At 72.2% G+C, this 19,981-nt stretch carries 14 protein-coding genes and 1 pseudogene; 8 read left to right on the top strand and 7 right to left on the bottom strand.

All coding sequences use genetic code 11. The features are described from left to right. The first annotated feature begins 103 nt into the window (after positions 1 to 103). On the top strand, positions 104 to 2,215 hold the full coding sequence (locus IE239_RS02055) for an SWIM zinc finger family protein (protein WP_434095662.1): 2,112 nt from the start codon (positions 104 to 106) through the stop codon (positions 2,213 to 2,215). A gap of 1,049 nt (positions 2,216 to 3,264) precedes the next feature. Further along, complete coding sequence (locus IE239_RS02050; protein ID WP_229877744.1) at positions 3,265 to 4,602, top strand: non-reducing end alpha-L-arabinofuranosidase family hydrolase; 1,338 nt, start codon at positions 3,265 to 3,267, stop codon at positions 4,600 to 4,602. 199 nt (positions 4,603 to 4,801) lie between these two features. Here IE239_RS02050 and IE239_RS02045 read toward each other — a convergent pair whose 3' ends face one another. Genes IE239_RS02045 through IE239_RS02025 form a run of 5 tightly spaced genes read right to left on the bottom strand, consistent with a single transcriptional unit; the run spans position 4,802 to position 12,251 of the window. Continuing rightward, positions 4,802 to 5,437, bottom strand: coding sequence for a vitamin K epoxide reductase family protein (locus tag IE239_RS02045; RefSeq protein WP_229877704.1), 636 nt, complete (start codon positions 5,435 to 5,437; stop codon positions 4,802 to 4,804). Further along, positions 5,434 to 6,219: a respiratory nitrate reductase subunit gamma gene (narI, locus tag IE239_RS02040; protein ID WP_190147471.1), complete on the bottom strand. Its 786-nt coding sequence runs from the start codon at positions 6,217 to 6,219 to the stop codon at positions 5,434 to 5,436. The genes IE239_RS02045 and narI overlap by 4 nt, the downstream gene beginning before the upstream one ends. Then, positions 6,216 to 7,025, bottom strand: coding sequence for a nitrate reductase molybdenum cofactor assembly chaperone (gene narJ, locus IE239_RS02035; RefSeq protein ID WP_190147470.1), 810 nt, complete (start codon positions 7,023 to 7,025; stop codon positions 6,216 to 6,218). The genes narI and narJ overlap by 4 nt, the downstream gene beginning before the upstream one ends. Then, positions 7,022 to 8,548 carry a nitrate reductase subunit beta gene (gene narH, locus IE239_RS02030; RefSeq protein WP_190147469.1) on the bottom strand — a complete coding sequence of 509 codons (1,527 nt, stop codon included), beginning with the start codon at positions 8,546 to 8,548 and terminating at the stop codon, positions 7,022 to 7,024. Before narH ends, narJ begins: the two co-directional genes overlap by 4 nt. A gap of 1 nt (position 8,549) precedes the next feature. After that, positions 8,550 to 12,251, bottom strand: coding sequence for a nitrate reductase subunit alpha (locus tag IE239_RS02025; RefSeq protein WP_190147468.1), 3,702 nt, complete (start codon positions 12,249 to 12,251; stop codon positions 8,550 to 8,552). Between the two features lie 253 nt (positions 12,252 to 12,504). On the opposite strand from IE239_RS02025, the pseudogene IE239_RS02020 reads away from it, so the two are divergent. Further along, positions 12,505 to 12,903 (top strand): annotated as a pseudogene (locus IE239_RS02020) (transposase); the annotation flags it as partial. 34 nt (positions 12,904 to 12,937) lie between these two features. Here IE239_RS02020 and IE239_RS02015 read toward each other — a convergent pair. Then, positions 12,938 to 13,615: a TetR family transcriptional regulator gene (locus tag IE239_RS02015; RefSeq protein WP_190147467.1), complete on the bottom strand. Its 678-nt coding sequence runs from the start codon at positions 13,613 to 13,615 to the stop codon at positions 12,938 to 12,940. A 121-nt stretch (positions 13,616 to 13,736) separates the two neighbouring features. On the opposite strand from IE239_RS02015, the gene IE239_RS02010 reads away from it, so the two are divergent. Next, positions 13,737 to 14,729 carry a quinone oxidoreductase family protein gene (locus tag IE239_RS02010; RefSeq protein ID WP_190147466.1) on the top strand — a complete coding sequence of 331 codons (993 nt, stop codon included), beginning with the start codon at positions 13,737 to 13,739 and terminating at the stop codon, positions 14,727 to 14,729. 278 nt (positions 14,730 to 15,007) lie between these two features. On the opposite strand, the gene IE239_RS02005 is transcribed toward IE239_RS02010, so the two are convergent. Continuing rightward, the gene (locus tag IE239_RS02005) at positions 15,008 to 15,496 is read right to left on the bottom strand and encodes a hypothetical protein (protein WP_190147465.1); all 489 of its coding nucleotides are present in this window, start codon (positions 15,494 to 15,496) and stop codon (positions 15,008 to 15,010) included. 664 nt (positions 15,497 to 16,160) lie between these two features. On the opposite strand from IE239_RS02005, the gene IE239_RS02000 reads away from it, so the two are divergent. The 4 genes from IE239_RS02000 (at position 16,161) to IE239_RS01985 (ending at position 19,859) form a co-directional block, all read left to right on the top strand. Continuing rightward, positions 16,161 to 17,153 (top strand): Acg family FMN-binding oxidoreductase, encoded by a 993-nt coding sequence (locus tag IE239_RS02000; protein ID WP_190147464.1) that lies wholly within the window; start codon positions 16,161 to 16,163, stop codon positions 17,151 to 17,153. A 56-nt stretch (positions 17,154 to 17,209) separates the two neighbouring features. Next, positions 17,210 to 17,569: a zinc ribbon domain-containing protein YjdM gene (locus tag IE239_RS01995; protein ID WP_308435375.1), complete on the top strand. Its 360-nt coding sequence runs from the start codon at positions 17,210 to 17,212 to the stop codon at positions 17,567 to 17,569. 230 nt (positions 17,570 to 17,799) lie between these two features. Further along, on the top strand, positions 17,800 to 18,141 hold the full coding sequence (locus IE239_RS01990; RefSeq protein WP_190147463.1) for an ArsR/SmtB family transcription factor: 342 nt from the start codon (positions 17,800 to 17,802) through the stop codon (positions 18,139 to 18,141). Next, positions 18,138 to 19,859 (top strand): SulP family inorganic anion transporter, encoded by a 1,722-nt coding sequence (locus IE239_RS01985; protein ID WP_190147462.1) that lies wholly within the window; start codon positions 18,138 to 18,140, stop codon positions 19,857 to 19,859. Before IE239_RS01990 ends, IE239_RS01985 begins: the two co-directional genes overlap by 4 nt. The last annotated feature ends 122 nt before the right edge of the window (positions 19,860 to 19,981 follow it).

Genomic DNA, 19,981 nt, shown 5'->3' with positions numbered 1-19,981 from the left:
GCCGTCGTCCGAGACCCGGCGGCCGCACGCCGACCGGACGCCCGGAGGATCCGCCCCCGGTCCGTCCGGTCCGTCCGGTCCTGCCGACGCGGCCCGCGCGGCCCTGCGACGCGCGCCCGGCACCCCTTCGGCGCCGACTGCGTCTCCCACGACGGCCACCTCTTCCGCCGCGCAGGCTCCGTCGGCCGCCGCCTCCCGCACCACGACCCCCGTCGCACCCGAGCACACCGCCCCGGAGGCAGAGGGCCCGCACGCCCAGCACGTTCCACCCGCCCCGACCACCCCGCACGTCCCACCCACCCCGCACGTCCCGACCGGGCCACGCCCCGGGGACGTCGCCCGTGAGGCACTGCGCGCTGCCCGCGCGCAGGCTCGGCAGGGTTCGACCGAGACGGGGGAGGGAACCGGACGCGAGGGGGAGCGCACCGGCCGGCGAACTCGTCCCCGCCCTCGCCCCGAGCCCCGACATCCCGGGGACCGGCTCTTCGGAGACCGGCTCCACAGCCGAGCCCCCGACCCGGTCGCCGATGAACGCGCGCGTGCGGTGAGGGACTTGCTGGCGGGCGCGTTCCGGATGCCGACCGACGGAACGGCCGATCCCGACACCGACGCACACCCCACGACTCCGACGCGGCCGGAGGGAACCCCACGTCCGGCCACCGAACCGACCGAGTCTCCCCGGCCGACCGAACCGCATGCCTCCGCCCGGCCGGCCGAAGCGGGCGCGCCCGCCCGTGCCACCGAGACGCGGGCGTCCTCCGCGGTCGCCGAGACCGGTGCGGCGACTTCGGGCACCCGGGCGGGCGCGGCCGCCCGAGCCGGCGTGGAGGCCCCGCACGTCACCGAGCCCGCCGCCTCTTACCCGACCGGCTCTTCCTCGACTGTCCCTTCCCCGGCCGCCGGGGAGAGCGCACCGGTCGGGGCCGTCGAGCCGTCCCGTGCGCCCCGCTCCATGGCCGCACCCTCCCGGGACGGCGACCACCGCCGTACCTTCCCGCCCTTCCCGCCCCGCACCGGCGGTCCCTTCGCCGAGACCTGGTGGGGCGAGGCCTGGGTCGCCGCGCTCGAAGAGGGCGCCCTGGACCTCGAGCGGCTGGGGCGCGGACGCGGTTACGCCGAGCAGGGAAACGTGGACGCGATCACGGTCACCCCCGGGCTGGTCCTGGCCTACGTACAGGGCAGCCGCCCCCGCCCCTACCGCGTGCAGGTCCGGCTGCGCACGCTGGGAGGCGACGACTGGGAGCGCTTCCTGGACGCCGCCGTCGAGCGCGCCGGGCACATCGCGGCGCTGCTCGACAAGGAGATGCCCGAGTCCCTCGCCGACTGCGGGGTGCCGTTGCTGCCCGGTCCCGGCGACCTCGAACCGCAGTGCAGCTGTCCCGACCGCGGTCACCCGTGCAAGCACGCGGCCGCCCTCTGCTACCAGACGGCGCGTCTCCTCGACGCGGACCCCTTCGTGCTGCTCCTGCTGCGCGGCCGGGGGGAACGCGAGGTGCTCGACGATCTGTCCCGCCGCAACGCCGTCCGTGCGGCCCGCGCCGCGCAGGAGCAGGAACAGCAGCCGGAGCCCCTGGCGGGCGTCCGGGCCGCCGAAGCCCTCGCCGAGCGCCGGCTCCCGCCCCTCCCCGCCCCGCTGCCCCTGCCGGCGCACCCCGAGCAGCCCCCGGCCTACCCGTCCGCTCCGCACGGCCCGGACTCTTTCGCGCTGGACCACCTCGCGACGGACGCGGCGGCCCGTGCGTACGCCCTTCTGGCGACGGGGCGCGACGAGATCGGGGGACTGACCCTCTGGCAGGACGCCGTACGGCTCGCCGCGTCCCGGCCCGGTTCCGGGCTCACCGCCGCCACCCGCTCCCTGTACGCCTCGCTCGCCTCCGCCGCCGGCCGCACCCCCTCCGAGCTGGCGCGCGCGGTGGCCGCCTGGCGGCAGGGCGGCCCGGAGGGGCTGACCGTCCTGGAGGAGTCCTGGGATCCGCCGGCCGGGCGCTTCGACCGGGCCCGCCCGCTCCTCCTCGCCGCCGACCTCCCCGCCTTCCGCCCGCGCCGCAACCACCTCACCCACCCCCGCGGCCATGTGCAGCTCCGCTACGGACAGGACGGGCTGTGGTACGCGTACGAGTCGGAACCGGGCCATGACGACTGGTGGCCCCGCGGCACCCCCGACTACGACCCGGTGGGCGCGCTCACGGGCCTCGGTGGCTCGGACGGGCTCTGACCCGGACCTGTCGCACGGCACATCTCACAACGGACCGGAACAGCGACCCTCGCAGGCCGAACGGCCCGCTACCGGGAAGCGGGCCCGAAATTTCGGACACCCTTCGGAAAATCCGGACGGCGGGGAGACCGGAGACGCGGTCCGCTCTGTCGGGCGCCCTCCGCGAGGGAGGCCCGCATCGCGCCGGATACGACGTCCGTCCGCACAGCCCGGCCGCTCGATCTGCGTGAACCACAGCGTTTCGGGCACCGGAATCCGGCGAATGTTTCGGCTCGGCTCATGAACCATGCGAGGGGTATTGACGCCGTTCACCCGTTCCCTATCATCCGGATTGCTCGATAGTTCGATTCACGTTCGATATGGCGAACATGTCGGGGCTGCTCCACCCGCACAGCAGGGCACTACCGGGTCACACCCGCCGCACCGGCCGAGCCGCAAGGGGCGTGCCGCACGATGCATATGTCATGGTCTCGACAGGCCATCCGCGTCGCAACCGCTCCCGCCCGGGGGCCGCTGCGCGCCGTCGGCGAGCACAGGGGCCCGGTGATCCGGCAGGGCTGCGCGGACGTCGACGCCATCCGCGTCGGGAACACCGCCACGGCCTCGGCCAGACCTACCGCCACGGCCACGGCCACGGCCACGGCAACGGCAACGGTCACTGCCATGGCCTCGGCCGTGCGCCGCCCGCCGGGCGCACCTGTCGTCCTGTGTTCGTACGGCCTGGTCCAGCGCGGCATCGCCGGGCCACGGCCGACGGCTCTTCACGGACCACCGGTCCGCCCCGTCCGGCCACCCCCGGGCGCTCGGCGCTTCGGTCCGCGTCACGCACCGCGAACCGACCGCGTCCCGGACCCAGCCGTGCCCGCCCATCGCCCTCGCCCCCACCCTCGCCCCCACCCGCACCCGACCGTACGAGGAGAGGCATGAATCCGCTCGCACGCTTCGGCCGTCGCCCTGCCGTGGTTCCCCTGCGCAGACGAAATCTCGGCCACAGACCTCTGTCCGTGGCGCTCGCCGCCGCGGTCGCGGTCCTTGTCACGCTCGCGGCGATGCTCGTCGCCGGCCCGGCTCAGGCGGCCGCCAGCGGCGCCCTGCGCGGCGTCGGCTCCGGACGGTGCCTCGACGTGACGAACTCCAGCCAGAGCGACGGCGCCTACCTGCAGATCCAGGACTGCTCGGGCGGGACGAACCAGCAGTGGACGTCGACGGACAGCAATCAGCTGACCGTGTACGGAAACAAGTGCCTGGACGTTCCGGGCCACGCCACCTCGGCCGGTACCCGGGTGCAGATCTGGGCCTGTAGCGGAGGCGCGAACCAGCAGTGGCGGGTGAACTCCGACGGCACGATCGTCGGCGTGGAGTCCGGGCTGTGCCTGGACGTCACGGGCGCCGGTACGGCCAACGGCACGGCCGTGGAGATCTGGACGTGCAACGGCGGCAGCAACCAGAAGTGGACCGGCCTGTCCGGGACGACCCCTCCCGGCTCGTGCTCCCTCCCGTCCACCTACCGGTGGACGTCGACGGGCGCGCTGGCGCAGCCGGCGAACGGATGGGTCTCGCTGAAGGACTTCACCGACGTGGTGTACAACGGCAAGCACCTGGTCTACGCGTCGAACGTGTCGGGATCGTCGTACGGTTCGATGATGTTCACTCCGTTCACGAACTGGTCGGACATGGCGTCGGCCGGCCAGAACGGGATGAGCCAGGCGACGGTGGCGCCCACGCTGTTCTACTTCGCGCCCAAGAAGATCTGGGTGCTGGCCTCCCAGTGGGGCGCGTGGCCCTTCTTCTACCGCACGTCGAGCGACCCGACCAACCCCAACGGCTGGTCCGCGCCGCAGGCGTTGTTCACCGGCAGCATCCCCGGCTCCGCCCCGATCGACCAGACGCTGATCGCCGACGACCAGAACATGTACCTGTTCTTCGCCGGAGACGACGGCAAGATCTACCGGGCGAGCATGCCGATCGGGAACTTCCCGGGCAACTTCGGCTCGTCTTACACGACGATCATGAGCGACACGGTGAAGAACCTGTTCGAGGCGCCGCAGGTCTACAAGGTCCAGGGCCAGAACCAGTACCTCATGATCGTCGAGGCGCGGGGCGCCAGCGAGCAGCGCTACTTCCGTTCGTTCACGGCCTCCAGCCTGAACGGTTCCTGGACCCCGCAGGCCGCCAGCGAGAGCAACCCCTTCGCGGGCAAGGCCAACAGCGGCGCCAGCTGGACCAACGACATCAGCCACGGTGACCTGGTCCGCGAAAACCCCGACCAGACCATGACCATCGACCCCTGCAACCTGCAGTTGCTCTACCAGGGCAAGTCTCCCTCGGCGAACGGCCCCTACGACCAACTGCCGTGGCGGCCGGGCGTCCTCACCCTGCAACGCTGACCCGCCCGGTCCACGGTGACCGTGACGCGGGGCGGTCACCGTGGTGACCGTGACGCGGGGCGGTCCGCCGACGCGGGGCGGTCCGGCGTCGAACGGGCGAGCGGTTCGCGGCGGGGGCGACTCCGTCAGCTGACCGGCGCTCACCGCCCGGAGGGGCCCCGGCCGTACGTCGGCCGGGGCCCCTTCTTCCGGGCCCTGGTCACAGCAGGCTGCTCCAGTACGGCCAGAAGCGGGTGAGGACGAGCAGGGCGATCACTCCGTACCACGCGCCGAGCAGCATCCAGTGGGTGTCGCGGACGACGTACAGGACCCCCCGGGGCACCGGGACGATCCCCCGTTCCAGGCAGTGCAGGGTCACGTACCAGAACAGCCCGATGGTGACGACCCAGACGACGGCACAGTAGGGGCAGATCTTGTCGAGCTCGTAGAGCGACTGCCCGATCAGCCAGTGGACGAACACGACCCCCACCAGCATCCCGGCGTCCAGCGCGAGCCACAGCAGGCGGTGCAGGCGCGCTCCGCCGAGCACGGCCGCGCCCAGGGCCGCCACGGCGGCGAACGCGCCCAGTCCGAGCAGCATGTTGGGGAAGCCGAGCAGGCTGCCCTGCGCGCTGGACATGACGCTGCCGCAGCTCACGACGGGGCTGATGTTGCAGGGCGGCCGGTAGGACGGGTCCTTGAGGAGACGCCAGTCGTCCACGGACAGCTGGAAGGAGGCGAGCCAGCCGACGGTTCCCGCGAGGAGCATCACCAGGCCCGTCCGGCGGCTCGCGCCCACCGCGTGCGTGCCCCGTGCGGTCGCGGCGTCCGGCGCGAGCGCGGGTCCGTGACTCATGCCGCTCGCCGGGAGCCGGAGGCCGTTCCTCGGCCCCGGCCGCCTGCCGACGGGGCCGGCGCCGGTGCGGCCCGCCGCCGGTAGACCAGGTACGGACGGGCGAGGTATCCGACGGGAGCGCTCCATACGTGGACCAGCCGGGTGAACGGCCAGGCGGCGAAGAGCAGACACGCGGTCAGGGCGTGCAACCGGAACAGCAGCGGGGCGCCGGCGATCGCCTCGGGCTGCGGCTGGAGGACGAACAGGCCGCGGAACCAGACGGAGACGGTGGAACGGTAGTCGTAGCCGGCGCCGAACACGTTGTGCGTGGCGGTGGCGGCGATGCCCAGCAGGACGGTGGCGGACAGCAGTGGGAAGAGAAGCTTGTCGCTGCGGTCGGTGCCCAGCCGGATCGAGCGTGTCAGCAGCCTCCGGGCGCACAGCATGCCGAGACCGCTGACCATGGCGGCGCCCGCCACGGAACCCGCCCACACGGCCGTGGCGTGGTAGGCGTGCTCGGTGACGCCCACGGCCTCGGTCCAGGCGTCGGGCACGGCGAGGCCCACGACATGTCCGGCGATCACCATGAAGGCGCCCAGGTGGAACAGCGGGCTTCCCCAGCGCAGCCAGCGGTGTTCGAGAAGCTGGGTGGTGCGCGAGGTCCAGCCGAACTGGTCCTGCCGGTAGCGCCAGATGTGCCCGACGACGAAGACCGCGAGACAGACGTAGGGGACGGCGACCCACAGAAGGAGATCGGCGCCGCTCACGGACGCGGCGGCCAGGGGAGTGGGGACGGCGTTCATCGGGGGCCTCCCGTGCGGCTGGTCGGAGCGGGCGGCGGACAGGCCGGCGGGGCGGGCGCCGGCGGTGTGAAGGCGCCTGGAGGGGTGAAGGCGCCTGGAGGGGCGAACTCGCCGTCGCCGAAGGCGCCGTAGGGGTCGAGGCCGACCTCCTCGTTCGGCGGGCCCTCGGCGGCGAGCCGGGCGACTGCCGCGCGGTCGGCCTCGGTGGGCGGCGGCAGCAGGGTGAGCAGCGCGGCCAGGACGTGCCGGTACGGGGAGTCGGCGTCGGTCAGCGCCTGGTGGATCAGCTCAAGACCGCGCCGGTGCCGGCGCAGCGGGGCCTCGCCGCCGCCCGGGCCCGCGAGGGCGGCGAACTCCAGCACGACCGGCAGGTGGTCGGGCAGCTCGCCCCCGTCGGTGTTCCAGCCCGCCGCCTTGTACTGCCGGCCGAGGGTGAGCAGGGCCATGCCCCGGCGGCGGGTGTCGCCGTGCAGGTAGTAGGTGAGGTAGAGGCTGCTCCTGCGGCGCAGGTCGAACGTCTCGACGTAGTGGCGTTCCAGCGTCTCGGGGGCCTGTGCGGCGAACCAGCCGGTGAACCGGGCCAGGTGGTCCGCCGCGGGCGTGTCCGGGAGTGCTGCCACTGCGGTCGTCAACTCCGGCCTGCCTGAGACCAGTTCGGAGTCGGGGTACTGCAGGAGCAGCGACACGAGCCGCAGTGTCAGGGCTCGGTCCGCCCTCTCCTCGGGGGTGAGCCGGGTCGGGCGGCGTACGGCCGCGCGGACGCGGGCGCCGACGAGGGCGGGGATCGATGCGGGCTGGGGGCTCACGGACGTCCTTCGGCAGTGGTGTCGCGGCGCAGGGCGGGGATGCCGAGCATGACCTTGCGGGGTTCGGCGTCGCCGGACGTCTCGACCGGGCAGCGGTTCTCCATCGCGGTCAGGGCGGCCGCGTCCTCCTTGTGGGCCGCGGGGACCACGTACCGGTCGGCGTACTTGGCGACGGCGAGGAGGCGGTGCAGGTCCTCCGCCTCGCGGGCGGTGAGGCCCACGGCCCTCAGCGCCGCCTCGTCGCCGGGCTCGCCGAGGGTGCGTTGCCGCATGTACGAGCGGAGTGCGGTGAGCTTCATCAGCACCCCGGCGACCATGTCCGCGTCCCCGGCGGTGAACAGCTCCGCCAGGTACTCCAGCGGGATGCGCAGCCGGGTGACGGCGGCGAAGACATGGTCGGGGTCGTCCTGGTCGCCGCCCGCCGCGTCGACGGCGTCCAGGACGGGGGAGAGCGGCGGCACGTACCAGACCATCGGCATCGTCCGGTACTCCGGGTGCAGCGGCAGCGCCACCTTGTAGCGCATGACCAGGTCGTACACGGGGGAGCGGCGAGCCGCCTCCAGCCAGTCCTCCGGGATGCCCGACTCCCTTGCCGCCGCGCGCACTTCGGGATCGTTCGGATCGAGGAACACCCCGCGCTGGGCGTCGAGGAGGTCCTTCTCGCCGGGGGTGGCGGCGGCCTCGCCGACGCGGTCGGCGTCGTAGAGGAGCAGTCCGAGGTAGCGCAGCCGGCCGACGCAGGTCTCGGAGCAGACGGTGGGCTGGCCGGCCTCGACGCGCGGGAAGCAGAAGGTGCACTTCTCGGCCTTGCCGGTGGCGTGGTTGACGTACACCTTCTTGTACGGGCACGCCGTGACGCACATCCGCCAGCCGCGGCAGCGGTCCTGGTCGACGAGGACGATGCCGTCCTCGACCCGCTTGTACATCGCGCCCGACGGACAGGCGGAGACGCAGGCGGGGTTGAGACAGTGCTCGCACAGGCGGGGCAGGTGGAAGAGGAAGGTCTGCTCGAACTCGAACCTGACCTTCTCGGCCCATTCACCGGTGAGGTTGGGATCGGCGCCGGCGTTCTCGGGGGCGCCGCCGAGGCCGTCCTCCCAGTTGGCGCCCCAGGTGATGGCGGTGGGCTTGCCGGTGAGGACCGAGCGGGGGCGGGCGACGGGCATGTCCGGCCCTGCCGGGGCGCTGATCAGGTTGTCGTAGTCGTAGGTGACCGGCTCGTAGTAGTCCTCGATGCCCGGCAGGTCGGGGTTGGAGAACAGCGACAGCAGGCGCTTGACGCGTCCGCCCGAGCGCAGGACGAGGCGCCCGCGCCTGTCGAGCATCCAGCCGCCCTTCCACTGCTCCTGGTCCTCGTAGCGGCGGGGGTAGCCGACGCCGGGCTTGGTCTCGACGTTGTTGAACCAGGCGTACTCGACTCCGGTGCGGTTGGTCCACGTCTGCTTGCAGGTGACCGAGCAGGTGTGGCAGCCGATGCACTTGTCGAGGTTCATCACCATCGCGACCTGTGCCATCACGCGCATGTCAGTACTCCACTCGCTGGTCGCGGCGGCGGATGACGGTGACCTCGTCGCGCTGGTTGCCGGTCGGGCCGTAGTAGTTGAAGGCGTAGGTGAACTGGGCGTAGCCGCCCGCGAGATGGGTGGGCTTGAGCAGCAGCCGCGTGAGGGAGTTGTGGATGCCGCCGCGCTTCCCGCTGACCTCGGTCCTCGGGACGTTCACGTTGCGGTCCTGCGCGTGGTGCATGTACACCGTGCCCACCGGCATGCGGTGCGTGACCACGGCCCGGGCGGCGACGACGCCGTTGCGGTTGTAGGCCTCGATCCACTCGTTGTCCTTCACGCCGATCTTCTCGGCGTCGCCGGTGGACATCCAGACGGTGGGGCCGCCGCGGGACAGATCGAGCATGTACTTGTTGTCCTGGTAGTTCGAGTGGATCGACCACTTCGAGTGCGGGGTCAGGTAGCGGACCGTCACCTCCGCCCGGCCGTCCTCGTGCAGATGCTCGTCGCCGTAGTGCCGCGGGGAGTTCAACGGAGGCCGGTAGACGGGCAGTTGCTCACCGAGTTCGGTCATCCAGTCGTGCTGGACGAAGAAGTGCTGGCGGCCGGTGAGCGTGTGCCAGGGCTTCTTGTGCTCGGTGTTGATGACGAACGGGGAGTAGCGGCGCCCGCCGGTCTCCGAGCCCGACCACTCGTAGGAGGTGATCACGGAGCGGGGCTGGGCGCGGGTGTCGGCGAAGGTGATCCGCTCGGCCTCGCGTTCGGCGGCGAGTTCCACCAGCCCCTCGCTGCCGGTCTGCCGCTCGAGTTCCCTGAAGCCCTCGGTGGCGAGTCGGCCGTTGGTGGTGCCGGAGAGGGCGAGGATCGCCTCGCACATGTGGGAAGCGGTGGCCAGGGAGGGCCGTCCGGCGGCGACTCCTTCCCTGACGGTGCCGTTGCGGTGCCGGAGGTCGTCGATCTCGCGGTCCGGGTGGACGGTGACGCCCTTGGTGGTGGTGCCCAGCGTGTCCAGCAGCGGGCCCACGGCGCGCATCTTCTGCCCGACCGCGGCGTAGTCCCGTTCGATGACGACGAGCTTGGGCATCGTGCGTCCCGGTATCGGCTCGCACTCCCCGTCCTTCCAGTCCCGCACGACGCCGCCCGGCTGGGCGAGTTCGTCGGGGGTGTCGTGCAGCAGCGGCACGGCCAGGACGTCGGTGCGCGTCCCCAGGTGCTCCGCCGCCAGTTCGCTGAACCGGTCGGCGATCGTGAGGAAGCTGTCGTAGTCGGTGCGGGCCTGCCAGGGCGGGGCGATGGCGGGGGTGAAGGCGTGCACGAAGGGGTGCATGTCCGTGCTGGACAGGTCGTCCTTCTCGTACCAGGTCGCCGCCGGCAGGACCACGTCGGAGAGCAGGCCGGTGGAGGTCATCCGGAAGTCCATGGTGACCAGCAGGTCGAGCTTGCCCTCGGGCGCGTCGTCCCGCCACACCACGTCCTTCGGCCGGCGCCCGGGCGGGGTCTCCTCGGAGCGCACCGCCGCGTCCGTGCCCAGCAGATGGCGCAGGAAGTACTCGTTGCCCTTGCCGGACGAGCCCAGCAGGTTCGCCCGCCACACGGTCAGCACCCGCGGGAAGTTGGCCGGGTCGTCGGGATCCTCGACGGCGAACCGCAGACGCCCCGACCTCAGTTCGTCGACGATGTGCTCGGCGACCGGACGTCCCTGGGCGGCCGCCTCGTCCGTCAGGTCGAGCGGGTTGCGGTTGAAGCCGGGGTGGCCGGGTGTCCAGCCCAGGCGTACGGCCTGCGCCAGACAGTCGGCGAAGCCCTTGCCCTTGAAGCGACCTTCCCCCAGCGGGGAGGCCAGTTCGTCGGGCCCGAACGCCTCGTAGCGCCACTGGTCGGTGTTGAGGTACCAGTACGACGTGCCGGCCATGTGGCGGGTGGGCCGCTGCCAGTCGAAGGCGAACGACAGGTGCTGCTGCCCGGTGACCGGGCGGACCTTCTCCTGGCCGACGTAGTGCGCCCAGCCGCCGCCGTTGACGCCCTGACAGCCGGTCATCGTCGTCAGCGCCAGGAACGCCCGGTAGATGGTGTCGGAGTGGAACCAGTGGTTGGTGCCCGCCCCCATCGCGATCATGGAACGTCCGTTGGTGCGCTCGGCGTTGCGGGCGAACTCGCGGGCGATGCGGGCCGCCTGCGCGGCGGGGACGGACGTGACGGTCTCCTGCCAGGCCGGGGTGCAGGGCTCCGAGGCGTCCTCGTACGACGACGGCCAACTGCCCGGCAGGCCGGGGCGCTTCACCCCGTACTGGGCGAGCATCAGGTCGAAGACGGTGGTGACGAGGCGGCCGCCGACCCGGCGGACCGGGACGCCGCGCAGCATCACCGATCCGCCCTCGGTGGCCCCCTGGTCGAACCGGGGCAGGGCGACGGTAGCGGTGTCCTCGGCCGACTCCAGCAGGCTCAGCTCGGGAACCACGTCGCCCAGATCGAGATTCCAACGGCCTCGCCCGGCCTCCCCCCACCGGAAGCCGAGCGAGCCGCCTGGGACCACGGGTTCGCCCGTGGCCCCGTCCAGGAGGACCGTCTTGGAGCCGGCGTGTTCCGTGTCGTGTCCGAGGTCGGCGGCGGTCAGGAACCCGTCGGGGACGAGACCGTGTTCGTCGTGCTCGCGCAGGGTCACCAGGAAGGGGGCGTCGGTGAACGTGCGCAGATAGTCCTGGAAGTAGGGCACTTCGCGGTCGACGAGGAACTCGCGCAGGATCACGTGCCCCATGGCCATGGCGAGCGCGCCGTCCGTGCCGGGGTGCGGGGCCAGCCACTCGTCGGCGTGCTTGACGTTGTCGGCGTAGTCGGGGCTGACCGCGACCACCTTCGTGCCGTTGTAGCGCGTCTCGGTGAGGAAGTGCGCGTCGGGCGTGCGGGTCACGGGGATGTTCGAACCCCACATGACCAGGTAGCCCGCGTTCCACCAGTCCGCCGCCTCCGGCACGTCCGTCTGGTCGCCGAAGACCTGCGGGGAGGCGACCGGCAGATCGGCGTACCAGTCGTAGAAGGAGAGCAGGGTGCCGCCGATCAGCGACGTGAAACGGGCGCCGGCGGCGAAGGAGGCCATCGACATCGCCGGGATCGGGGAGAAGCCGGCGACGCGGTCGGGGCCGTACGCCTTGACGGTGTGGACCTGGGCGGCGGCGATCAGCTCGGAGACCTCGTCCCAGTCCGCGCGCACCAGACCGCCCTTGCCGCGGGCCCGCTTGTAGGCGCGGGCCTTCGCGGGGTCGGAGGTGATCTCGGCCCAGGCAGCCACCGGGTCGCCGAGCCGCTTGCGCGCCTCGCGCCACAGCTTCAGCAACGCGCCGCGCACATACGGGTAGCGGACCCGGCTGGGGGAGTAGGTGTACCAGGAGAACGACGCGCCGCGGGGGCAGCCACGCGGCTCGTACTCGGGGCAGTCGGCGCCGATCGACGGGTAGTCGGTGGCCTGGTGCTCCCACGTGATGATCCCGTCCTTGACGTACACCATCCACGAGCAGGAACCGGTGCAGTTCACGCCGTGCGTGGAGCGCACCACCTTGTCGTGCGCCCACCGGTCCCGGTAGAAGCCCTCCCATCTGCCGTCGGCCTCACCGAACACGGCGCGCCCGTCCGCCGACACCTCGTTGCGGGTGAGCAGCCTGCGGGCGGCCAGCGGCCAGCCCTCGCCGGCCCCCGACGCCTGACGCCGTGCGTTCTGATCGTTCTCCATGGCCGGGAACGTTAGGGGGCGCCGGCCTCGGTGCGCCTGGGGCCGGGGGGCCCCGCCCGGTGGCCTTCCGGCCCCCTCCCGCAGGCCGCGGGAGGGACCAACGGCCCTGGCGCCGGATCCGGTTCACATGCCGCGCACCGTCGCGGGTCGTGGGGAAAGAAGCACGCTCCGGGCGAAGAAGCGTGGCAGGTCGTACCTGCGTGTCCGTGTCGAGGCCAGAGGCACGCGGACCGTCTTGCCGATGGCGACGACCATGCTCGCCGCAGACGTGTCGCACTGGCTGCGACCCGACGCTCCCACCAGCGCCGACCGGCTCTTCCGCCATGTCCACGGACGCGGCGACCGCAGCTCGGACCGGCTGGCGCCCGGCTGGCCCTACTCCTTCGTCGCGGCCTTGGAAACCGGCCGCACCTCCTGGGTCGCTCTCCTGGACGCGCTCCGCCTGGGCCCAGCCGACGACGCGACAACCGTCACTGCCGCCCAACTCCACGATGTGGTAGACCGGTTGACAAGCGCAGGCCAGTGGAGACCGGGCGACCCGGACATCCTGACCGGGATGGACTCCGGCTACGACATCGCCTACCTGCCCCATGCCCGCGCCGACCTGCCCGTCGTGCTGGTCGGGCGCCGTTCAAGAAGCCCGAAGCCCAGCGACCTTGAGCGCCAAGCTCAGGGACCAACAGTTCTCAGTTCGCCCTTGGAGCGGGGCCGGTGTCCGGGATGACGGCGTGCAGGCCGACCGCGAGGGCTGTCAGGAGCAGCTTCAGCCGTGGGGCGAAATCGAATGCGACGTGGCCCCATTCGGGCACTTGCTCGTAGAGCGCGGCGAGGGTGGGCGTCGGGTGGGACACCTGCCACCCGGTCGAGGCCAGCGCGAGGGTCGCCGCGAGGAGCCCGCGCAGCTGGTCCGGGGTCATCGAGCTCACGAGGCCGAGGGTGTCCACGATCGCGTCGTGCGCGGCGAACGACGCGGCCTTGTACCGGCGTGCGCGCTCCATGTCGACGTCGCCCTCCAGAGTCAACGTGACATGGGTGAGGAGGTCGCAGAACACCGGCAGCCCGGTGATCGTGTCCGTGACGACGCCGGCGACGTCCTCCGGGCCGAGGCCGGCTCGCTGGGCCACCGCCTCAGCGATCGCAGCCCGCCACTGGCCCCAGCCGCGCTCTGCGAGCTCGAGCAACAGCTCTTCTCTGCTCGAGTAGTACCGGCGCACGCCAGTGCGGTGCAGGCCCGCACGCTCGGTGACCGCCTGCACGGTGATGAACCGGACGCCGCCGAGCTCCGTCGCCAATGCCTCCGCGGCACGCAGCAGATCCTCCGACCGTTGCGCTTTGTCCTGCGCGGACCGTGCTCGCTCCTTCATGACGAGAACTATAACGCACACCGTGATGCGCTAAGTGGATGGCCGTGCTACCTTCCTCGTAACGCATCACGAGGTGCGTTAAATCGGCAGGTGACAGCCATCCCCTGAAGAGGAAAGATCCATGCAGGCAGTACAGGCCACGCAGTTCGGTGACCCGGCCACTCTCGAGCTCGTCACTGATCTCCCGGACCCGACTCCGGGCCCCGGAGAGATCGCGATCGACGTCTCGCACTCCGCGGTCGGCCTGATCGACGTGTTCTTCAGGCAGGGCCGGTACAAGGACCGACCCGGCATGCCACAGCCACCGTTCGTACCCGGCCTGGAAGTTGCCGGCACGGTCCGCGCGCTGGGCGACGGCGTGGTGGGGCTGACCGTCGGGGAGCAGGTGGTCGCTCTGTCCGCAGGCACCGGCACCGGCGGGTACGCCTCCGTCTACATTGCCGAGGCTGCGCTGACTGTCTCGATCGAAGGGCGCGGCATCGACCCCGCCCTCGCCGTATCGGTGATTCCGAACGCCGCGATGGCGCACGTGGCGCTGACGCAGGTCGCGCATCTGGCCGCTGGTGAGAGGGTCCTCGTGCATGGCGCTCTCGGCGGCCTGTCCGCCGGCTTCCCGGGCGTCGCGAAGCAGCTCGGCGCGTCCCGCGTCGTCGGCACGGTTCGGCCGGGCAAACTCGCCGCCGCCGAGGCGACGAAGCTTCCCTACGACCGGATCGTGGACTCCACAGACCTGCACAGCGCGCTCGGTGACGAGAAGTTCGACGTGGTCATCGACCCCGTCGGCGGAGCACTGCGCACCCAGAGCCTCGACGTGATGATCCCGGGCAGCCGTCTCGTCGCCGCGGGCAACGCGTCCGACGACTGGGACCACCAAGTGGACACCAACCGGCTCTGGTTCCGCAGTGTCACCGTCAGCGGATACAACGCCGGCGCGTTCCTGCCCACCCATCCACAGGTCGTTCCCGCCGCCCTCGCCGCGGCCGTCGAGGCGGCCGCCGCCGGCCTGGCGAACACCGACGTCGAGGTACTGCCGTTCAGCCAGGCCGTCACCGCCCATCAGCGTATGGAAAGCCGCGACCTCGACGGCCGCATCGCGCTCACCCCGGAGGCGTGACCATGACCGCAATCGGACGCCTCGCGGAGCGCATGACCCCGCTTCCGCCCGCCACCTCACGCCGGGTCCACGTCGAACGCGGCCTGAAGATACCTAGCCTCAAGGATGCACCACGAATAGATCCGGGTGAACGAGAAATTCACTCCCGATCGGCAGACCGGGAAAGCCCGTAAGCGTCCGCTTCTGAGCCGGCCATGTGCAGTGACCGACTCTCGTCATCGATGTTCACGTCCAGTGCTCGACTGATCGTTTCCGAATGAGTTGAGCCGTAGGACATGTCAAGCGGTGTGCTTATGGATCACGCCGAGGTAGTGGCGTTCGCGATGAGGGACGTGTTCTTCACGGTGAGGCGTGAAGAACACCGCGCAGACGTTCGCCGGACGGGTGAGGACGCTGGACTGCTCTCCGAACGTGAGGCGGTCGTTGACGTCGTGGCGGCAATCGGTCGCGTCAAGGCCGGCGATCAAGTCTTCTCGGAGCACGGTGGACGAGTACGACTCCGAGTCCGGCAGGACCAGGGGCGGCAAGTCGGTCGTCGAGCCCGGGCGGAGCCTGATCCAGATTCCACTCACGGTGCGCTGGGTGACGACGAGCTCCAGGCCGTTCCAGGCGTAGGGGTAGCCGTCGATGTCCGGTCTCATCCGGATGGCGGGGTGTGGGCGTCCTGGACCCAGGAGTTCCTCTGCCTCGGCCAGCGGCATGCCGCAGTGAAGCGGGCCGACACGGCCGGTCCGGGCGAAGTCGACGAGCACGTTCATCAAGGTCACGGCAGTGACTCTGGCATCTCCTCGTGCAGGCCCACACCTGGATGATGCTCGCGAGGTCAGAGCACGGCCCACCGGGCCGGCACGCCCGCCGGGTGCGGTCGATGACCGCCGGCAGAGCCGCAGGTGCGGGGGCGCCGATCTGGCTCGGTGCCGGCCTGCGGGCGCGGGAACGTCGGCGAGTCGTTCGAGGCGTTCGAGGCGTTTGTCGAGGGCGATCTGCCCGTCGTCGACGGCGGCCACCGCGGACGTCCCGACACCCCGGCGCCCGGCCCCTGGTCCCGGCCCTGAGACCCCGCCCCCGGTTCCCGTGCCCGGTTCCCGCCCCCGGTTCCCGTGCCCGGTTCCCGCCCCCGGTTCCCGTGCCCGGTTCCCGTGCCCGGTTCCCGTGCCCGGTTCCCGTGCCCGGTTCCCGTGCCCGGTTCCCGTGCCCGGTTCCCGTGCCCGGTTCCCGCGCCCGGCCCCGGTCCCGCTCCCCGGACCCCGCCCGACCCTGCCGCGGCACTGTCGTGCCCCGTGCGAGACAGGGACCGTCGGCCCTGTCGGTGAAGACCTTCGGCCGCCGCGCCGGTCGCCGTCGCCGGTGGATGCTGACGGCGACCGATCCGGAGGTGATCCCGTGCACGACGTCCGCCCACGTCCGACCGCCCTCGCGGCAGGAGGCATCATGCGCACCCGAACCCGACTGGACGCAGCCACCGTGGAGTCGCTCCTGGCAGCCGCCGTGGCGGCCCCGTCGATCCACAACACACAGCCCTGGCGCTTCCGCCCGGACCCCGACCGCCGGCTGCTGGAGGTCCATTCGGCGCCGGAGCGGACACTGCCGCTGACCGACCCGACACACCGCGCCCAGTACCTGTCCGTGGGCGCCGCACTCTTCAACATCCGGCTCGCCGCCGTACACCTGGGCATGCGCCCGGAGGTGCGGCTGCTGCCGGACCCCCACCGCCCCGGCCTGCTGGCGACCGTACGACCGGCCGGTCCGCTGGACGAGGACGACCGGCCGTCGGACCAGGGCCTCCTCGACGCCGTCGCACGCCGGCACACCAGCCGGTTCCCGTTCACCGGCCGTCCGGTGCCCGAGCCGGTCGTGGCGGAAATGGCGACGGCCGCGCACGCCGCGGGCGCGCGCCTTCACGTGCCGGACATCGCCGGCACCCGGCGGCTGCTGCGGCTGACCGCAGCGGCGGAAGCGCGCAACCAGACCTGCCCGGACCGCATCGCGGAATCCCGTGCCTGGATCACCGCCCCGGGAGCGGACACCCCCTACGGCATCCCCGCGACCGCTCTCGGCCCGCCCGACGCCGCCGCGCGGATGCCCATGCGGGACTTCACCGGTGCGCTGCCCGGCCTCCGCCTGCCGGCCCTGTGGTTCGAACGCCACGTCCAGTCGGCCCTGCTGTGGACGCCCCAGGACCGGCGGGAGGACTGGCTGCGGGCCGGTCAGGCCCTGCAGTACGTCCTGCTCACGGCGACCGCCCACGGGTTGCGCACGTCGCTCCTGCACCAGGCCATGGAATGGCCCGACCTCCGGGCCGCGGCGGCCCTCCCACGACCCAAGCGGTGCCACCCGCACATGCTGATCCGGTTCGGCTACGGGCCGGACGGCGCCGGCACACCGCGTGCCCCCGGGCACGCCGGAGGCGACCGGACGCGGTGAGACCGGCGCTTCGGCCGGGGCGCGGCCCGGGAGGCGGCGCCGGATACCCTGGTCGGATGATCGAGAATCCTCCGCCCTGTCCGAAGTGCTCCTGCGAGTACACCTATGAGATGAACGCCCTGGTGGTCTGCCCCGAGTGCGGCCACGAGTGGGTTCCCGCCGAGAGCACCGCCGACGGCGGGGGCATCGCCGGGGAGCGTGTGGTGAAGGACTCCGTGGGCAATGTGCTCCAGGACGGCGACACGGTGGTCGTCGTCAAGGCGCTCAAGGTCAAGGGCAGTCCCTCGGGGATCAAGGCGGGCACGAAGGTGCGCAACATCCGGCTGGTCGACGGGGTCGACGGGCACGACATCGACTGCAAGGTCGAGGGTTTCGGCGCGATGCAGCTGAAGTCGGCCGTGGTCAAGAAGGGCTGACCCGGCCGGCCGTCCCGCGGCCCGGTCCGGCGGCCCGTCCCCGTAGCCCCGTCCCCGCAGCCTCGTCCCTCCGGCCCGTCCCTGGCGGGAACGCCTGCGCGCCAGTCTGATGCTGAATTGCAAAATTTCGCAATTCGTTAGATGCTGTGTTTACCGTGTTCGCAGGTAGCCGCGGGTGCAGCCTTTCGCGCCGCCCCTGTGGCGGGGTTCGCAGGGAAAGCCGAGGTGTCGTGTCCGTTCCGCTGTACCAGGCCAAGGCCGAGTTCTTCCGGATGCTGGGGCATCCCGTCCGTATCCGGGTGCTGGAACTGCTGCAGGACGGACCGATGCCGGTGCGGGACCTGCTCGCCGCGATCGAGGTCGAGCCCTCCGGCCTGTCCCAGCAACTGGCGGTGCTGCGCCGCTCAGGGCTCGTCACCGCGACCCGTGAGGGCGCGACGGTCGTCTACGAGCCGGCCGGCGGGGACGTGGCCGACCTGATGAAGGCCGCGCGGCGGATCCTGACCGAGATGCTGTCCGGGCAGGGCGAGCTGCTCGCCGAGCTGCGGGAAGCCGAGGTCACCGCGCGATGATCTCGCAGCTGAACTGGTTTCGGGCCCGGATCTCCGCGCTGTTGCCGACCCGCGCCGATCTGGCGGCCGCGCGCCGCGATCCGCGTCGGGACCTGCTGGCGGGACTGACCGTCGCCGTCGTGGCGCTGCCTCTCGCGCTCGGCTTCGGCGTCTCCTCCGGCCTGGGCGCGGAGGCGGGCCTGGCGACCGCGGTGGTCGCCGGCGTGCTCGCCGCGCTCTTCGGAGGATCGAACCTGCAGGTGTCCGGGCCGACCGGGGCCATGACGGTGGTCCTCGTCCCCATCGTGGCCGCGCACGGACCGACGGGCGTCCTCACGGTCGGCGTGATGGCCGGCGTCATCCTGGTGGCGCTGGCCGTCCTCAAGGCCGGCCGCTACATGCAGTACATCCCCGCCCCCGTGGTCGAAGGCTTCACCCTCGGCATCGCCTGTGTGATCGGCCTGCAACAGATCCCGAACGCCCTCGGCGTGCCCAAGCCGGAGGGCGACCGGGTCCTGGTGGTGACCTGGCGGGCGGCCGGGGAGTTCCTCCGGTCCCCGAACTGGACGGCCCTCGGCCTCGCCGCCGCCGTCGCGGCGGTCATGCTGGTCGGGGCGCGGTGGCGGCCGACCGTCCCGTTCTCCCTGCTGGCCGTGGTCGCCGCGACGCTGGTCGCGCGGGCGGCCGGGCTGGACGCGGCGAAGCCGATCGGCGACCTGCCCCGGGGCTTGCCCGCGCCCTCGTTGTCCTTCCTGGACCCGGGCGCCCTGGGTTCTCTGCTCGCCCCGGCCGTGGCGGTCGCCGCCCTGGCCGCCCTGGAGTCCCTGCTGTCGGCCTCGGTCGCCGACGGCATGACGGTCGGCCAGAGACACGACCCGGACCGTGAGCTCTTCGGCCAGGGCCTCGCGAACATCTTCGCCCCGCTCTTCGGCGGGGTGCCCGCCACCGGCGCGATCGCCCGCACCGCGGTCAACGTCCGCACCGGCGCGAGCTCCCGCCTTGCCGCGCTCACCCACGCCGCGATCCTCGCGGCGATCGTCTTCGCCGCGGCCCCCCTGGTCTCGAAGATCCCGCTCGCCGCCCTGGCCGGGGTCCTGCTGGCCACCGCGGTCCGCATGATCGAGGTCGGCTCGCTGAAGGCCATGGCGAAGGCCACCCGTTCCGACGCCGTGATCCTCGTCCTCACCGCCGTCGCGACCCTGGCCCTGGACCTCGTGTACGCCGTCATCATCGGCCTGGCCGTCGCGGGCGTCCTCGCGCTGCGCGCGGTGGCCAAGGAGGCCCGCTTCGACCAGGTGCCGCTCGACCACGGTGACCACAGCGCCGAGGAGCACGCCCTGCTGGCGGAGCACATCGTGGCCTACCGCATCGACGGCCCGCTGTTCTTCGCGGCCGCCCACCGCTTCCTGCTGGAGCTGACCGACGTCGCCGACGTCCGGGTCGTGATCCTGCGGCTGTCCCGGGTGTCGACGATGGACGCCACCGGCGCCCTCGTACTGAAGGACGCGGTGGAGAAGCTGCGGCGCCGCGGCATCGTCGTCCTCGCCTCCGGGATACGTCCCGGCCAGCGCCAGGTCCTGGAGTCCGTCGGCGCACTGGACCTGCTGCGGCACGAGGGCCGGGAGTACGCCACCACCCCCGAGGCGATCCACGCCGCCCACGACCACCTGCGGGGAGCCGGGGTCCTTCCCGCCCACCTCGTCCGGAAGTCCCGGACCACCGGTGCGGAAGCCCGGTGACGGGCACTGCCGCCGCCGCCCTCCGCACGGCCGAGGTCCCCGGCGCGGAGGTCCGGTGGCTGCCTGAGGGCGGCGGCCCGGTCCGTTCGGCGTCCGTTCGGCGGAAGGCGACCGTGATCCGG

Origin of the sequence: Streptomyces humidus, from assembly GCF_014649655.1 — a bacterium.
In the GTDB taxonomy this organism is placed as follows: domain Bacteria; phylum Actinomycetota; class Actinomycetes; order Streptomycetales; family Streptomycetaceae; genus Streptomyces; species Streptomyces humidus.
Note: the sequence above shows the minus strand (reverse complement) of the source record. Positions and strands in the feature narration are given on the sequence as shown.

Coding starts and splice junctions, on each gene's coding strand:
- IE239_RS02010 (WP_190147466.1), top strand. CDS start 13,737: ATGCAGGCAGTACAGGCCACGCAGTTCGGTGACCCGGCCACTCTCGAG.
- IE239_RS02000 (WP_190147464.1), top strand. CDS start 16,161: ATGCGCACCCGAACCCGACTGGACGCAGCCACCGTGGAGTCGCTCCTG.
- IE239_RS01995 (WP_308435375.1), top strand. CDS start 17,210: ATGATCGAGAATCCTCCGCCCTGTCCGAAGTGCTCCTGCGAGTACACC.
- narI (WP_190147471.1), bottom strand. CDS start 6,219: ATGAACGCCGTCCCCACTCCCCTGGCCGCCGCGTCCGTGAGCGGCGCC.
- IE239_RS02025 (WP_190147468.1), bottom strand. CDS start 12,251: ATGGAGAACGATCAGAACGCACGGCGTCAGGCGTCGGGGGCCGGCGAG.
- narH (WP_190147469.1), bottom strand. CDS start 8,548: ATGCGCGTGATGGCACAGGTCGCGATGGTGATGAACCTCGACAAGTGC.
- IE239_RS02015 (WP_190147467.1), bottom strand. CDS start 13,615: ATGAAGGAGCGAGCACGGTCCGCGCAGGACAAAGCGCAACGGTCGGAG.
- IE239_RS02050 (WP_229877744.1), top strand. CDS start 3,265: ATGCTCGTCGCCGGCCCGGCTCAGGCGGCCGCCAGCGGCGCCCTGCGC.
- IE239_RS02045 (WP_229877704.1), bottom strand. CDS start 5,437: ATGAGTCACGGACCCGCGCTCGCGCCGGACGCCGCGACCGCACGGGGC.
- IE239_RS01985 (WP_190147462.1), top strand. CDS start 18,138: ATGATCTCGCAGCTGAACTGGTTTCGGGCCCGGATCTCCGCGCTGTTG.